15 protein-coding genes and 1 pseudogene are annotated in these 15,759 nt (G+C 38.8%); 1 reads left to right on the forward strand and 15 read right to left on the reverse strand.

The genetic code is table 11. The features are described from left to right. Positions 1-3: 3 nt before the first annotated feature. From U5907_01655 to U5907_01725, 15 genes and pseudogenes are all read right to left on the reverse strand, one after another. Positions 4-1,356 (reverse strand): hypothetical protein, encoded by a 1,353-nt coding sequence (locus tag U5907_01655; GenBank protein WRQ33365.1) that lies wholly within the window; start codon positions 1,354-1,356, stop codon positions 4-6. Beyond that, complete coding sequence (locus U5907_01660; protein WRQ33366.1) at positions 1,346-2,368, reverse strand: hypothetical protein; 1,023 nt, start codon at positions 2,366-2,368, stop codon at positions 1,346-1,348. Before U5907_01660 ends, U5907_01655 begins: the two co-directional genes overlap by 11 nt. 3 nt (positions 2,369-2,371) lie before the next feature. After that, complete coding sequence (ablA, locus tag U5907_01665; GenBank protein WRQ33367.1) at positions 2,372-3,619, reverse strand: lysine 2,3-aminomutase; 1,248 nt, start codon at positions 3,617-3,619, stop codon at positions 2,372-2,374. A gap of 6 nt (positions 3,620-3,625) precedes the next feature. Next, positions 3,626-4,660 carry a zinc-binding dehydrogenase gene (locus U5907_01670; GenBank protein WRQ34070.1) on the reverse strand — a complete coding sequence of 345 codons (1,035 nt, stop codon included), beginning with the start codon at positions 4,658-4,660 and terminating at the stop codon, positions 3,626-3,628. A 7-nt stretch (positions 4,661-4,667) separates the two neighbouring features. Continuing rightward, a complete protein-coding gene (locus U5907_01675) occupies positions 4,668-5,708 on the reverse strand; it encodes a zinc-binding dehydrogenase (GenBank protein WRQ33368.1) in 1,041 nt (346 codons plus the stop codon). 24 nt (positions 5,709-5,732) lie between these two features. Next, the gene (locus U5907_01680) at positions 5,733-6,557 is read right to left on the reverse strand and encodes a 3-keto-5-aminohexanoate cleavage protein (GenBank protein ID WRQ33369.1); all 825 of its coding nucleotides are present in this window, start codon (positions 6,555-6,557) and stop codon (positions 5,733-5,735) included. Between the two features lie 16 nt (positions 6,558-6,573). After that, positions 6,574-6,960, reverse strand: a complete 387-nt coding sequence (locus tag U5907_01685; protein ID WRQ33370.1) for a hotdog fold domain-containing protein — start codon at positions 6,958-6,960, stop codon at positions 6,574-6,576. Between the two features lie 10 nt (positions 6,961-6,970). Beyond that, positions 6,971-7,621 carry a CoA transferase subunit A gene (locus tag U5907_01690; protein ID WRQ33371.1) on the reverse strand — a complete coding sequence of 217 codons (651 nt, stop codon included), beginning with the start codon at positions 7,619-7,621 and terminating at the stop codon, positions 6,971-6,973. Between the two features lie 137 nt (positions 7,622-7,758). Next, the gene (locus tag U5907_01695) at positions 7,759-8,901 is read right to left on the reverse strand and encodes a 1-acyl-sn-glycerol-3-phosphate acyltransferase (protein WRQ33372.1); all 1,143 of its coding nucleotides are present in this window, start codon (positions 8,899-8,901) and stop codon (positions 7,759-7,761) included. A 43-nt stretch (positions 8,902-8,944) separates the two neighbouring features. Beyond that, on the reverse strand, positions 8,945-9,883 hold the full coding sequence (locus U5907_01700) for a hypothetical protein (protein WRQ33373.1): 939 nt from the start codon (positions 9,881-9,883) through the stop codon (positions 8,945-8,947). After that, positions 9,876-10,376: pseudogene (locus U5907_01705) on the reverse strand (IS1595-like element ISBbi1 family transposase). Before U5907_01705 ends, U5907_01700 begins: the two are co-directional and overlap by 8 nt. A 1-nt stretch (position 10,377) precedes the next feature. Then, entirely contained in the window at positions 10,378-11,193 is an 816-nt protein-coding gene (gene sul2 / locus U5907_01710) for a sulfonamide-resistant dihydropteroate synthase Sul2 (GenBank protein WRQ33374.1), read from the reverse strand. A gap of 71 nt (positions 11,194-11,264) precedes the next feature. Next, entirely contained in the window at positions 11,265-12,173 is a 909-nt protein-coding gene (locus U5907_01715) for an IS1595-like element ISBbi1 family transposase (protein WRQ33375.1), read from the reverse strand. A gap of 19 nt (positions 12,174-12,192) precedes the next feature. Then, positions 12,193-12,750 carry an exonuclease domain-containing protein gene (locus U5907_01720; protein ID WRQ33376.1) on the reverse strand — a complete coding sequence of 186 codons (558 nt, stop codon included), beginning with the start codon at positions 12,748-12,750 and terminating at the stop codon, positions 12,193-12,195. 234 nt (positions 12,751-12,984) lie between these two features. After that, complete coding sequence (locus U5907_01725; GenBank protein WRQ33377.1) at positions 12,985-14,151, reverse strand: tetracycline-inactivating monooxygenase Tet(X2); 1,167 nt, start codon at positions 14,149-14,151, stop codon at positions 12,985-12,987. Between the two features lie 357 nt (positions 14,152-14,508). On the opposite strand from U5907_01725, the gene ere(D) reads away from it, so the two are divergent. After that, a complete protein-coding gene (gene ere(D), locus U5907_01730) occupies positions 14,509-15,735 on the forward strand; it encodes an EreD family erythromycin esterase (GenBank protein WRQ33378.1) in 1,227 nt (408 codons plus the stop codon). Positions 15,736-15,759 lie beyond the last annotated feature (24 nt).

Here is a 15,759-nt window from a genome sequence, read left to right on the forward strand (position 1 = left end):
TTATTATATAGTTTCTTTGTAATTGTCCAATAATCTGGAGGCCTCCTCCAGCCATTCACTATCTATCCCCAGGGATTTAGCAATGTTTATCGCCTCTCTCGGTGCATCTGAGTCTTCTGTATGGATAAGCTCATAATTCATCTTTCCATTAACAAATCCCCTTACTCTCAATTTAAAACAACCTTTAGCAGTTACATTGTAATGAGAGGCTATCAATGTAAGAAGTTTTCTGCTTTTAAGCATTGTAATTAAAGACTCAACTAGTACTCTTCCTTCGTATGGATTTGTCGTTCTGGCGGGTTCATCCAGCAGCGCCAAAATTGAAGCTGTCTCTGTTGATTGTTTTAATAAGTTGTCAATCTTCCTCATTTCTGCTGCGAAGGATGAAAGACCCTTATTAACATCCTGATAATCCCCGCTTAAATAATGAATAAAATGGACCGGAACTATCTCTGCAGATCTTGCAGGTACTCCAAATCCAAATTGAAACATATATTGTGACAGGGCGAGTGTTCTCAATGTTACACTTTTACCGCCCATATTGGCCCCCATTAATACAACAGGAGACTCTCTTTCAAGAGAAACATCCACCGGTTGGTACTCCAGCCCCTGAAGGCTAAGCGCAGATGAAATCTCCGGATTAAATAATCCTTGATAACTTGTTCTCTCTTTGGAGATAGCAGGAATCGTAAGATTCCATTTTCTCACTAGCTCTGCTTTTGCAATAATAATATCAATTTCTGCAAGATTGTTCAAAGCTTTAACAAGATCAGGAAGTCTTCCCTTTAAACTATTCCCTAACTCTTTTCTAATCCTGTCTTCAATTAAGGAACACCTGGAGTGAAGATCCTCATCAAAAAATTCCAGCGACTTAAGCTTCTTTCTTAATTTTGAAAGTTCAGAGTCATAGCTGTCATAAATATAGAAAGAGGGTATTCTCTGTCCTTCAGGATCAAGAATAGTTACAACATCAGAAAGATCCGGTAATTTTGGGAAAGAGTCAGAGAATATTCTAATAACCGGTATTAGTGAATCTGATAACAGGGCAAGATTTTTAATTTCAAATAACTCAATGTCGTCTGGAATTTTTCCTTCCATCAGAGCATTCAGGGTATTCCTAATATCTCTGACTCCAAATAGAGATTCTTTAAGCTGGCTGACTTTTTTATAATTATCCGCCAGAGATAGTGAATTTAAGGTCTCTTCAAGCTGAATATATGTAGAAGCTAACTTACTGATTGAAAGAGACATCTCTCTCTCCAGCAGGATATGAGTAGATATAGATGAGGATAGCTCAAGGTTTGCAAAAAGGCTCCTCATACCTATTGGTAACTCTGTAACAGTTCTAAGCTTCATTTCTGATTCTCCTTATATCATAAACCGGTAAATTAATTGCTGAGGAGAGCCTTGAACATAATCTCTCTGAATCAAGTATGTATCCTTCCGGGGAAACGGGATTAGCACAAACTGCCAATAATTTGCTTCTGTTTAATACTGACAATCGCCCTCCTGATTTTTTAAAAGAGGAAAAATTGGAATGAGAGATAAAGGCTTTCGAGAAGTCTCTAATTATTATTTCAATGTCTTTATCCAAACACAAAGATCTTACCTGATTCAGGAATCTGTCAGTCAATGCACCGGAAATAAATATAGCCTTAGTATCAGATACATCGTCAGGATGTATTGAATCAGAATTAAACACCCCTCCTTTTAACAACAGAGAGAAATTGCTATTTGAATCTACACTCCATATTCCATTAGCCGGAATGCTATCTTCATTGTTACCAACAACTGATGTTCTTTCAAGATTAATAAGTTCAACCATAAAAGCTGTTTTAAAAACAAGATTATCAATGCTTGCAGATATGGCTGCTCCTGTGGATAATATAAGCCCTTCTGTTACAGCTGGTGATGCAATGCTAACTCTTGAAAGTGCTCCATCAATAATTGCAAGATCTGCCCCGAAGACCTCCATGGCTCTCTCTATCCATCTTTTAAGAGCATCTGTTGTAGGATGGCCGGATAACTGGCTTTTCCCATGTGATAGGGCTCTTGCTGTTACAACTCTTCCCAGGGATGTTTTTCTGTTGGAAATATCAATAAGTTCAGATAAGATCCTCCTCTCTCTGTAATGCTTTTCACTTGTAGCAAAAAGAGTCCCTCTTCTCAGAAAAATTTCAGGTTTTGAAGTGCCGGTTACTAAATCAAGTGTTTCACCATCAATGCCTGCAGAGCTTACGGCAACCGTAAAACCTTCTGCAGGCAACCGATTTAGAATATAGTTAAGACACTCCGTTTTGCCTGTGTTTTTTCCGAGACCTACAACAGAAATACTTCTGCAGTTAAGAATCTCCTGAACGAACGGCATATATTAATCTTTATGAGATCTCTCTTTTCTTAAAAGGTGAGCAGGTTCAATTGAAAGCCTTTGTCCTTTATGAAGAGATGCTACCCCCTCAACAGGATTGTTTGCCTTGCAATCTTCACAATCACAATGATTCGAGTAATTTTCAGGTTCTGAATAAGTTGTTATAACTCCCTCAAAATTCCTAAGAACAATTTTTCCAGGTGATTGTGAAATTATGTAAGTAGGCATAACAGGTGTTTTACCACCTCCTCCTGGTGCGTCAACAACAAAAGTAGGGACAGCATAACCTGATGTATGGCCTCTTAAACCCTCTATTATTTCTATACCTTTTGATACAGGAGTTCTGAAGTGTTCAAGACCCATAGAGAGATCACACTGGTAAATGTAATAAGGTCTTACTCTCATCTTTACCAGGCTGTGAACCAGTCTCTTCATTATATTCACACAGTCGTTAACTCCTCTTAGTAGTACCGACTGATTACCTAATGGAATACCTGCATTTGCCATTCTTTCACAAGCAGCGATTGACTCCTTGGTAATCTCATTAGGGTGGTTAAAGTGTGTATTAAGCCAAATTGGGTGGTATTGTTTGAGCATATCAACCAGTTTGTCAGTAATTCTTTGTGGGCAAACAACAGGTACTCTTGAGCCAATCCTGATGATTTCCACATGTGGAATAGCCCTAAGTCTCTTAATAATTGACTCCAACTTGGCATCCGATACCATAAGTGCATCTCCTCCTGAAAGTAGCACATCCCTTACCTGTGGAGTAGCAGCAATGTAATCAATTGCTTTCTGGATATAATCAGCCGGTGTTTCGTCATCTTTTTGTCCTGCGAAACGCCTTCTGGTGCAATGCCTGCAATACATTGAGCACATATCGGTAATCAATAACAAAACTCTGTCCGGATATCTGTGAGTCAGCCCCTTAACAGGTGAATCCTCATCTTCATGAAGAGGATCAAGTAGGTCTGCCGGAGATATATGTGTCTCTGAACCAGTGGGGATAGCCTGTTTTCTTACAGGATCATTTGGATTTTCAGGGTCGATCAGAGTTAAATAATAGGGTGTTATAGCCATTCGTAAAGTTTGAAGTGAGCGGCTTACCCCCTCCTCCTCCTCTTGAGTAAGAGGAATATATTTTTTTAAATCCTCAAGGGTCTCGATTCTGTTCTTGACCTGCCATTTCCAGTCGTTCCACTGTTCATCTGAAACTTGAGGAAAGAGAATTTTCCTTCTGCTTTCTGCCATAATTATTTAAATATATAGTTTTTCAAAAAGTTCCCTAATGGGTTTTGACTCCCTGATAATATTCAGGGTAAGATTTGCATGTCCCTTTGCATACCCGTTACCCACGATGAGATTAATATCTTTACCAACCCCCTCGGCTCCAAGAGCAGCCTTTGTAAAACTGGTTGCCATTGAGAAGAAGTATACACTACCCTGCCCCTTAGTAATAAGGATAGAGGTCATCTCAGTAGAGGGAACATTAACATTGTTAACAGTGACATCGCATCCCCTACCTCCGGTAATAGCCATTACCTTTGTGTAAACATCCATTACATTTGTTGCATCTGCTACAACTACATCAGTAGCAAGTCCAAGGTCTTTTATGCGTTGAGCATTCTCTTTTGAGTACTCAACAACAATAACCTTCCCCGACTTTCCTGCATTCTGCATAGCCTGATAACAACACAATATTCCGGATTTTCCGCCACCTCCAAGTATACATACAATATCACCCTCTGTCACCAATCTGTCAACCTGAGCCGGAGCACCTGCAACATCAAGCACGGCTAGTGCTAGTTTCTCGGGAATGTCATCAGGTAAAACAGCAAAGAGGCCGCTCTCAAATAGAATGGCCTCAGCCTGTACATCTATCTGGTCAGATTCAGGAGTAAGTTTTAATATTTGTTTAATCTTTAAAGGTGTAAGTGATAGTGAGACAAGTGTAGCAATTTTATCACCAACTTTAAGCTTATTTACAGGAAAAGCACTGCCTATCTGTTTTACAGTACCAATAAGCATCCCACCGGACCCGGTTACAGGATTTTGCATTTTACCCCTCTCTTCAACAATTGAGAGAATCATTTGCTTCATCTTCTCAGCATCAGATCCACAACTCTTCTTTATTTGAGTATACGAAGCTGAATCAATATTCAGTGTAGATACTTCAATGAGAACCTCGTTGTCGTATATCTCCATTGTATTATCGAGGCGATTAGCCGGCTGGGGAAGCGTCCCCGCCGGCTCAATTACCCTGTGAGTTCCGTATCTGCAACCTCTCTTCATCTGAAAATCAGGCATATAGTTCTTCAAAAACTTTTCTTAATTTATCTGATTCACGGAGTAGCTGAAGAGTGATCTCAGCGTGTCCTTTTGTGTACCCGTTTCCAACTATCATTGTTACATCGCTTCCGACACCCTCTGCTCCTAGTGCTGCTTTAGTAAAACTGGTAGCCATAGAGAAAAAGTAAACAAGTCCAGTATCTTTTGTACAAAGTATACTAGTCATCTCTGTATCTGTAATATTTACATTATTGATTGTAACATCACACATTTGCCCGCCTGTTAACTCCTCAATCTTCTCGAGTACAGAGACTGGCTGAGTAGCATCAGCAGAGAATACATAGTCACAGAAACCAAGATCCATAAGTCTTTTTGTACTTCTCTCACTATGGCACAGACCAATTACCTTTCCAGTAACTCCGGCTCTTTTTTTAGCTTCGTAACAGCATAACATACCTGATTTTCCTCCGGCACCTATTATCAGAACAGTATCTCCGGGTTTAACCAGTTTTGCGGTCTGTGCAGGTGCTCCGGCAACATCAAGAGCAGACAGAGCAAGATTTGCAGGCATATCATCAGGTATCTTGGCATAAATACCGCTTTCGAACAGAATTGCTTTTCCATCAATATCAACTTGATCAATGTCTGGACGGATATCCTTTATTTTATCAATCCTTAAAGGTGTGAGAGAGAGGGAAACAAGTGTAGCAATCTTATCTCCTACTTTAAGATCAGTTTTCCCAGCAAGAGCATCACCAATTTTCTCAACTGTACCAAGAAGCATTCCGCCTGAACCAGTAACAGGGTTTCTGTGCTTTCCTTGTTTCTCAACAATTCCCAACATTATTTCAGCGATTTTTGCTTTGTCTCCACCGGCCTGCTCCTCAATCTGAGTAAAACTGGCTGAGTCTATGTTAAGCGTCTGAACATCAATGAGAATCTCATTATCATAGATCTCATCCATATTATTATCAATCTTGTTTGCCGGCTGAGGAAGTACACCTTTAGGTTCAATCACTCTGTGAACACCGTATTTATTGCCTTTTTTCATATTAAAATTTGTTTGTTTGTTTTATTATCTTGGTTTTAAACCTAATATTTCACGAGCTTCAGCAGGGGAAGCAATATCTCGGCCCAGCTCTTTTGCCAATCTTACTACTTTCTCAACCAACTCACCATTAGATTTAGCGAGGACCCCTTTTGACAGAAACACATTATCTTCAAATCCTACCCTGACATGGCCTCCATCAACTATTGCAGCAACAGCAAGCGGGAACTCAAATCTTCCAACTCCGGCAACAGTATATGTTGCATCCTGAGGAATTGAACCCCTTAGGAAAACAAAGTCTCTCAGCTCACCCGAAATACCTCCGTTTACACCCATTACAAAATCAAAGTGCATTGGTTTTTGAATGAACCCTTTTTTATGAAGCCTTAAGGCCATATCAATCATACTCTTATCGAATACTTCAAGTTCTGGTTTAATTCCCCTCTCTATCATTCTTTGACCAAAGTATTTAATAGTGTTTTCAGTATTCATAAATACCTCATCACCACCAAAATTTAATGTTCCGCAATCAAGAGTAGCCATCTCAGGATTCAATTCTGTAGGCTGAAGCCTTTCATCATCAGTCATGCCGACAGCTCCGCCGGTTGATGGCTGAATTATTACATCTGGACACACCTTATAAATAGCGTCCATAACATCCTTGAATCTGTTTTTGTCTTGTGTCGGGGTACCATCATCCAATCTGACATGAAGGTGAATTATGGAGGCACCGGCATCGTATGCACTTTTTGCCTCTCTGACGCACTCTTCAATGGTATAAGGGACTGCCGGATTGTGCTCTTTGAGCACCTCGGCTCCGCATATTGCAGCAGTAATAATTAGTTTTTCCATACTATCTTGATTATAATTATTTTCTTTGACAGTTTTTTGGTGTCACACAAGTTCCGCTCGCTTTGCAAACAATTATTGGCTCTTCAAGAATATCCGCCGCAGATGGAGATATGTCAGGACGGGGAACAATAACCTTTTTAGCAACAAAGTTCATCTTTCTGGATGAGTTACCCTCTGAGACTATTTCACCGCTTGCTTCAATATAATCACCCGCATATACAGGAGCCATAAATTCTACATTATCATAAGCTTTAAAAAGTCCCTCATCTCCATCCCTTTGAATTAAAAGTTCTGTTGCAACATCTCCAAAGAGTTGAAGCATCTTTGCTCCATCCACGAGGTTTCCTCCATAATGAGCATCGTGAGAACTCATTCTCACTCTGATTTGTGCTGATTTTGACATATCAATTAATTTACTGGGTTTTACAAATAAAGTCAACAAGTATTGCAGGTGTATGAACATTCTCTGGAATAAAAGTTCCTACCTTAACAATCTCTTCTGTCTCAACAATTACATTGTCTGCAGCCATAGCAACAATTGGATTAAAATTTCTGGTTGTTCCCTTATAATAGAGATTCCCGGCCTCATCTGCTACAGACGCACCAACAAATGCTAAATCCGCATTAATAGGTTTTTCAAGAATATATTCCCTGCCATCAATCTCAATTACTCTCTTTCCCTCCTGAACAACAGTACCTAATCCAGTTGGAGTGAGAACTCCTCCCAGACCGGCTCCTTTAGCCCTGATTCTCTCGGCAAGAGTCCCCTGAGGAGAAAACTCAACTTCAAGCTCTCCTGCATTCATTTGATCTATTGCTGCAGAATTTGAACCTATGTAGGAAGTTACGATTTTTTTCACCTTCCTGTTTGCAATAAGTTTCCCAAGACCTTTGTCGGGATATGCAGCGTCATTACAAATAATTGTAAGATCTTTCACATCAGATTCTGCAATAATGTCCATAATTTTATTTGGACCACCATTTGTAAGAAACCCTCCAACCATAATAGTCATACCGCTCTTTACTTTTGATGCGGCATCCTGAAGAGAGATTAATTTATCCATGAAACGAATGTTTAATAAATTTTGTAAGCAAGAATGTAATTCTGCAAATTTATGAATTATATTACCTCCAAACAATACCTTAGTAGTAATAATAAACCCTGCTTTTGCAGGGTTAATTATAATTTGATATAAATTACTTATAACTTGATACCAAGCTTCTCTTTACTTATAATCGGATTTGCGTAAATTGAAAGAAATATCTCCTCTAACTCTTTAATATCACCTTCTGAATCAGCTATTTTAAAGGCAACATACTCTTGAAATTTTTGTTTTTGAATTTCTGTATATCTATCTGAAAATCTACTGCAGGAATTTAACAAATCATAAGCAATGAAATTATTAGGCCAGAGGTGAAATGTAGATAAAATCTTCCTGTCCATTATCTCGCCTAATGATTTAAATCTTTCGTTTTTCTCCATCAAAGAACAACCTTGTATCTCTTCTTCACTAATTAATTTACAGAAATTAAAATGGATTCCCCCCTTATATTGCATAATGCCTGTAAGTATGCTATTCAGATCTTCTCCCTCACTTTTTATGTATTTCTGTCGTTTGCTTATATAAAGTTCCCTTGCCTTCAGGATGTCACAAGGCTCATATTCATAAGATACAGAAACAGGAACAATTGATAGTTCAGAAAAGTCTTTTGTGAAGTTACCATTACCACTCATATCCAGCATCTTTAAAAGACCCTGTTCGGTTAGGTCAAACCCATCCTTTGTGCGTCCGTTTCTCTGGGCAATCCATACAGAACTCTCTTCGTTTGAAACCCTTTTTCTGATAAATTCAGATAGTAAAACAGAAGATGCATAGATTTCTCTTGGATTGGTATTTCTGACTACCTTAATCATCTTGTTTACCCTTGCAATATCCTCAAGAAAGGGATCTGTAATCAAGTTATCTCCAACAGCCATCTCAGAAGTACTCAAACCTGTCTCAAAGAGAATTGCCTGTAATATTGCAGAATCCAGCATTATATCCCTGTGGTTGGATATAAAAAGATACCTCTTCTCCTTATTAAGCTTATCAATGCCGGTATGGGTTAAGGTAGTAGATGTATCAGACAATATCTTTTTTATTGCCATCAACATAACTCTACCCTGAAAATCATAAACGCTGTCAATAGTTGAAATTAACTTTCCAAGTTCTGACTGATCTTTTCCCGGGAAAAGAAAAGCAGAGATCTTTGAAAGAACCGGATGTTTTGAAATTCTAGCCAAGGCTAAAACCGCCTCCTGATCATTGTATGGTCGAATATCTACATACTTATCGTCGTTCATTACTTTCTCTTTAGTTAAACAAAGTTACTAAATATTAATCCTATTAAGCAAGTTTTGTACTAACAGAGTAGAGCGCAGGGAGAATAGAAAACAGCAACAAAGTAAATATTGCTAATGGGATAAATATTGAACCTGTGTAAAGTGCAATATAAAGCGAATAAATAAATGGTATTACGATAAAAAGTAATAATACAACAAGGAATACTGTTGTAACAAGTTCAAATTTATACCCTTTAAGTGCTCTTGATATCAATGAAAAAATCAAAGGAAATAGCAGAAAAAAGTTCTCCCCTGTTATTGAAAAGATTATAATTGAAGAGACTAGCAGAATGAGCTCTGATGAAATTATATACTCTTTAAGCCTGTATATATTGTCTTTTATAATTTTTTTAAATGTCATTATTATCAGCAAGAATGTCAATATTAAACAAATTATTGAGAAAACCTCATCAAACCTTAAGTGCGCCAATCCAATAAGCTTGTATGAGGCTCCATTGATTAAAGCGATCAACCAGGAACCAGTCCAGGAGAATGCAACTACAAAAAATAATACTATGAGGAGCTTAATTATTGTTTTTAATACATTAAATATCCCAATTTTATTTGTTTTAAGTAAATATATAAAATTGAAGACGAAACATAATAATACTATAACATTCAATGTGTTATATCCTATAGCAGAAAAAACAACAATTCCAAAGAGAGGAAGTGTAAAGTAAACACTATCGGTTGATGATCTTAGGTAATTAATATCAGAATACCTATTCTCTTTCAGGTAGCTTTTTAGAATTGGAGTTAATTGCTCTCCATAATGCTGTATTGACGAAAGGGAAATATTTTCAAAAGAGTCCATTTCAGTATGGTAGTAATCAAGATTGTCAATTACAGCAATGTTTATTCCAGAGTACTCTTCTTTAATTAGTGAAAAGTCAGAGTAATTAGGAAGAATATTATAAACAAATCTGATTATCCGTTTATGCACCTGTTATATTCGCAATTACTAGTCTGTCAAAGAGTTTGTCTCCAAAATACCGTCTGTTTAATTTGTAAATAAACTCGTTGAGATACAACTGTAAGTATTTCCTTTTGATTTTATGGTAGTTGCCCAGCAATGTCCGTTTTGCATTACTGATTGCGATATGCACCCATTTGAGTGTTTCCTTGGTGGTTTTGGCGTCTGATTTCTCGGTGACGTGCAATTCCACCAGATCGGAGATGTCAACGTAAGAAGTGCTTTTGTCCGAAAATACGATGGCATCATCCTCCATGCAGTCCCTGACCACGCCGTTGATTCCTTCACTTTGATGGCTATCCAGTACCCTGGCCTTGAAATAACGCACATGCTTCTCCTTTTTGCCCGTTTCGATATCTTCCAACGGGGTGCTTTCGGCCATCACCGCAACGTTCTGCTTTCCCTCGGCTCCCCGGCCACGTGTACCCTTGCCTCGCTCGATTTCCTTACTGGCCACCGAAAAGTTAACGAATTCTTGCGGTTTCTTTCAGCGCCGCCAATACCGCCAGCCCGTCGCGCAAGGGGCGCGGCTCGTGTGTGCGGATGAAGTCAGCTCCACCTGCGGCGGCGGCAAGCTCTGCAGCGAGTGTCGCGGCCCCGACATCCCCCGGACCACGGCCTGTGAGCGCGCGCAGAAAGGATTTGCGCGAAACAGACAGAAGCACCGGCAAATCGAAGCGCAGCCGCAATTCATCGAACCGCGCCAGCACCGAGAGCGAGGTTTCGGGAGCAGCCCCCAGAAAAAACCCCATGCCGGGATCAAGGACAAGGCGGTTGCGTTTGATACCGGCACCCGTCAGCGCCGCGATGCGCGCGTCAAAGAACGCCGCAATGTGATCCATGATGTCGCCAGCGGGTGCCTCGCGCCGATCTGCCTGCCCGTCTTGCACCGAATGCATAACGACGAGTTTGGCAGATGATTTCGCCAATTGCGGATAGAACGCAGCGTCTGGAAAACCGCGAATATCATTGAGATAGGCCACACCACGCGACAAGGCATAGGCTTGCGTCGCGGGTTGATAACTGTCGAGCGAGACGGGAATGCCATCTGCCTTGAGCGCGTCCAGCACCGGCGCGATACGCGCGATTTCTGTGTCGGACGAAACAGGCGCGGCGTCGGGATTGCTGGATGCCGGACCGAGGTCGATCACATCTGCCCCCTCGGCCATCAGCTTACGCGCCTGCGCAATGGCTGCGTCTGGCGCCAGATACCGGCCTCCATCGGAGAAACTGTCCGAGGTTATGTTGACGATGCCGAAAATGATGAGCGATTTATTCATGGGGGCTTCTATAATAATACCTAAAATCCGCAGGTAGTTAATTAGGATGTTTAAAGATTCTGATTATCCGTTTATGCACCTGTTATATTCGCAATTACTAGTCTGTCAAAGAGTTTGTCTCCAAAATACCGTCTGTTTAATTTGTAAATAAACTCGTTGAGATACAACTGTAAGTATTTCCTTTTGATTTTATGGTAGTTGCCCAGCAATGTCCGTTTTGCATTACTGATTGCGATATGCACCCATTTGAGTGTTTCCTTGGTGGTTTTGGCGTCTGATTTCTCGGTGACGTGCAATTCCACCAGATCGGAGATGTCAACGTAAGAAGTGCTTTTGTCCGAAAATACGATGGCATCATCCTCCATGCAGTCCCTGACCACGCCGTTGATTCCTTCACTTTGATGGCTATCCAGTACCCTGGCCTTGAAATAACGCACATGCTTCTCCTTTTTGCCCGTTTCGATATCTTCCAACGGGGTGCTTTCGGCCATCACCGCAACGTTCTGCTTTCCCTCGGCTCCCCGGCCACGTGTACCCTTGCCTCGCTCGATTTCCTTACTGGCCACCGAAAAGTAACCCTCATCCAGTTCTATCATCCCTTCCAGTGTATACCTTGCATCCCGGTTGCCCATCGCCCTGCGGAGTTTGTGTACCATCGCCCATACCGGTTCGTAACGCTTCAATCCTAATTGCTTCTGGAGTTCGTTGGTGGAGAATCCCTTTTTTGTGCAACTCATCAGGAACATCGTTTTGTACCACACCAGAAACGGCAGCTTGGAGCTCTCCATGTTCGTACCGCTGCGCAACGAGGTGCGGAAACGGCAACCTTTGCATTCATAACTCCATTTACCCTGTAACCAATAATGGGAAGTGCCCCCGCATCGCTTGCAGACAACCCCTTCCTTATCACGCTGCTCCTTGAAATGCAAACGACAATCTTCCTCCGAACCGAAATGAGCCGTAAAACTGAATATGTTCATAATCCCTGCTTTTTGAGCGCTAATATACTAAAAATATTAGGTGTGTTTGCGGAGAATCAGATAGATTTTTCAAAACACTCAAGTCCATACTCGCATTATGAAAAATTAATAAATTAGATGAAAGATATTTAGAAAGTTCGTCTTCCCATAATTCTTGAAAATTAAGGGAAAATTCTACATCTTCATATGAAATTCCGTGTATTGAAGTATGAGTTTTTAAAAACTTTTCTGATTTTGGTGGATTTATATAGTGTTTTGTCGAATAAACTATTGTGTCATTTTTCACGAAGCATAATCCGATTGCACAAGCACTTAATCTACTGTTATTTGCTGTCTCAAAGTCAATAGCAATAAAATCAAATTTATTTTCAAAGTACTCAGGGAATGTATGAGGATTTTTAAATTGATTGAATTTCAATTTTTGCAAAATCGCTTGTTCGTATTGAGGTTTTACTTTATAACCAACTTGTTTTGCTTTTTTTAGCCAAGGTTCAAGAATATAGTTTGGTGTATTTTCGATAAAATTATAGAATAGAAATTCATTGTTTGTTTCAGGATTTATTCCCGAAACTTCCATTTCAATTTGATTTTTTGGTTTAGGTTTAAAAAAGTTAAACATAGTTCATTTTGTATAATTCAGACGAGTTTTGGTGTAATATGGCATATAACGTTTGGCAAATTGGCGATGGAGCCGACTTTTAGCACAAATGTTGAATAGAATTACTAATCTTCAACATTGCACAAAAGTTCAATAGAAGTACTTCACCGGCTCTATTGCCAATTTGTTTGTTATGTGCCGTTTTATTCCATTTTATACATTTAACAATTGCTGAAACGTAAAGTCGGGTTTAAACATTTCAATTTCGTTTTGAGTTGATTCTTCTTGTGCTTCTTTGCCATAGATAAACATTTGCTGTTCATAATTTTTAACAGCCTCTTCAATGCTATTAAATTTTCCATCGGCTAGATTATCAGACAATATCAAGGCATCCACCAACCCACTATTTACTCCCTGCCCTGCAAAAGGCGGCATCAAATGTGCGGCATCCCCAATCATTGTTATGGGTAATGGGCGCTTGCTTTTCCAAGGCTTTTCTAAAGGAAATATCCGTGTAGCCAATCCTACAAATGACAACGTCGTATGAATCAATTCTTTGTAGCGTTCGTCCCAATCGGAAAATTCTTTCAGAAGAAAATCAACGACACTATTTCTGTTTTGAAAATCTACCTGCGTTTGGTTTTTCCATTCATCAGGTGTTTTAAAACTTATTCCAAAATGCAATGCACCATTATTATTGGGGTTAGCAAATAATAAATTACCTTGGTGAGATGCCATTAGCCGGTTTCCATTGCATAGCTGAAAAAATCCAGGACAGTTTATCTCTGGTTGATGAATATCGGCTTGTATATTGAAAGTACCTGTTTCTTCAACTTCCGTGTCGGTAACAAATTTTCTTACCTTGGACATCCCGCCATTGGCAAGAATAACCAAATCTGCTGTTTCACTCGGTTTATTCTCAAAAGTTAGTGTCCACTTCTTCTTACCAGGTTCAAGCATAACAAGTTTTCTATCCCAAATAACCGTGTCGTTTTCTAAACTATTCAACAAGATAGCCCTTAAGTCATTTCTGTTTATTTCAGGATTGTCAAATCGATTTTCGGGCTTTACATTTTTTGTGGATAAAATATTGCCTTTTTCATCAGCAATATTTACACCCATTGGTAAGGCTAAGTCATAATAAGTTTGTAACAATCCCGCTTTTTTCATTGCTTCCTGACCTGAACCTTTGTGTAGGTCAAGGGTTCCACCAAAAATTCTTGCCTCTCGGTCGTTGTCTCTTTCGTAAACTGAAACGTCTATGCCGTTTTGCTGTAATAATTTTGCCATAGTCAGTCCAACGGGTCCACCACCAATTATTGCAACGTTCTTATCACTAAGTAAATTCATTTGTTTGTCTGTATCTATTCGCATTGTCATTCAAAAATGGCACATAACGGGAAACGCATTGGCGAAGTGGCGGATAAATTGGACAAAAAGTTCAATTTAGCGAGAACGTAGCCGATGTGTTTCCACAGAGCTAACTTACAAATAAAAAGCGAATGTGGAACACATTCGGCGGAATAAAATGCAGAAACTTTCAATTTAGCACTTAACCTGCCATTTTGCCAATGCGATGTTATGTGAAGGAATTTTTAGTATCTTTGTATTCAAATAATTCACATTTTATGTATTTCAGCAAGCCTTGGTAATTAAAAATTAAAGTAAATTATTAAATCGTCTTTTTGAGACGGTTGCTATTTGGTACGTTAATTTTTAATTTAAAATAAGGTAATAATGAAAAATATAAAACCCTTAACTTTTCCGTTTAATTCGGAAAATAATACATCCATAAAACAAAGTCTTTTTCGATTTCGAGAATATTTTGATTCTTCTACAATTGTTGGTTTAGGCGAAAACGCACATTTCATAAAAGAGTTTTTTACATTCAGGCATCAAGTTATTGAGTTTTTAGTAACTGAATGTGATTTTGACACCTTGGCATTTGAGTTTGGTTTTTCTGAAGGATTAGAAGTTGATAAGTGGATAAAATCACAAATTCCATTCGACGATTTGGATAAGTTACTGTCACACTTTTATTATCCAAATGAGTTTAAAGATACTTTGCTATGGCTTCGTCGGTATAATCAAGACAATAATAATCAAATTACCTTTTTAGGTGTGGATATTCCTAAAAATGGAGGTTCTTATTTTCCAAACTTTCGTATTGTATCTGATTATTTGCAAAGACTTTCAATCGTTTCTTCTGATGTCTTACAGAAGATTTTAAATCTTGCTGAGAAATTTGATTTCTATTCGACTTCTCAGCTTGCGTTAAATTTATCGCTTTTTGATGAAGCTGAACATAATGAATTAAAAGCATTGCTATTAAAAGTTTACATTCGTTTGATTACTCTTCAACCAAAATTAGAAAGTTTAGAATTTCAATCGATAGTTCATCAAGTTAAAGGCTTGATTTATATGAATTATAATGCTGATGCTATGGAAAGTTTCATTACTGAAAGGGGAATTGAAGGAGATATGGGAGCAAAAGACCAGTATATGGCAGAAAGCATTGATTGGTTTTTGAAAAATTCACTTGGTAAAAAGATTATTTTGGTTGCCCACAATGCTCACATTCAAAAAACTCCGGTAGATTTTGATGGATTTATTAGTTGTTATCCAATGGGGCAAAGACTTTCGATGACTTTTGGAGAAAAATATAAAGCATTTGCAATAACTAATCTACGTGGAGAAACTGCGGCATTGTATCCTGATAATGATTATCAATTTGGCTTTAGGGTTGATAAATTTCCACTTGATTTTCCAGAGTCGGATTCTGTTGAATTTATTATGCAAGAATTTGGAGGAAAAGAATGCTGTTTACTAATGAACAGAAGTACGGAATTAAAAAATTGTAATAAGATTCGATTTGATTCGATGTGCCTAAAAACTGAAATAGAAGAAGCTTTTGACGGAATTTTTCTAATAGAAAAATCAACTGTTTCAGAAGTAGTGGATTGAGAATTTATAAATTTAATTTCGAAA

This window comes from Bacteroidales bacterium MB20-C3-3, from assembly GCA_035609245.1.
Classification (GTDB): domain Bacteria; phylum Bacteroidota; class Bacteroidia; order Bacteroidales; family UBA932; genus Bact-08.

Coding starts and splice junctions, on each gene's coding strand:
- ablA (WRQ33367.1), bottom strand. CDS start 3,619: ATGGCAGAAAGCAGAAGGAAAATTCTCTTTCCTCAAGTTTCAGATGAA.
- U5907_01725 (WRQ33377.1), bottom strand. CDS start 14,151: ATGACAATGCGAATAGATACAGACAAACAAATGAATTTACTTAGTGAT.
- U5907_01690 (WRQ33371.1), bottom strand. CDS start 7,621: ATGGATAAATTAATCTCTCTTCAGGATGCCGCATCAAAAGTAAAGAGC.
- U5907_01670 (WRQ34070.1), bottom strand. CDS start 4,660: ATGAAGAGAGGTTGCAGATACGGAACTCACAGGGTAATTGAGCCGGCG.
- U5907_01680 (WRQ33369.1), bottom strand. CDS start 6,557: ATGGAAAAACTAATTATTACTGCTGCAATATGCGGAGCCGAGGTGCTC.
- U5907_01655 (WRQ33365.1), bottom strand. CDS start 1,356: ATGAAGCTTAGAACTGTTACAGAGTTACCAATAGGTATGAGGAGCCTT.
- U5907_01720 (WRQ33376.1), bottom strand. CDS start 12,750: ATGGAAGTTTCGGGAATAAATCCTGAAACAAACAATGAATTTCTATTC.
- U5907_01685 (WRQ33370.1), bottom strand. CDS start 6,960: ATGTCAAAATCAGCACAAATCAGAGTGAGAATGAGTTCTCACGATGCT.
- U5907_01715 (WRQ33375.1), bottom strand. CDS start 12,173: ATGAACATATTCAGTTTTACGGCTCATTTCGGTTCGGAGGAAGATTGT.
- sul2 (WRQ33374.1), bottom strand. CDS start 11,193: ATGAATAAATCGCTCATCATTTTCGGCATCGTCAACATAACCTCGGAC.
- U5907_01660 (WRQ33366.1), bottom strand. CDS start 2,368: ATGCCGTTCGTTCAGGAGATTCTTAACTGCAGAAGTATTTCTGTTGTA.
- U5907_01675 (WRQ33368.1), bottom strand. CDS start 5,708: ATGAAAAAAGGCAATAAATACGGTGTTCACAGAGTGATTGAACCTAAA.
- U5907_01695 (WRQ33372.1), bottom strand. CDS start 8,901: ATGAACGACGATAAGTATGTAGATATTCGACCATACAATGATCAGGAG.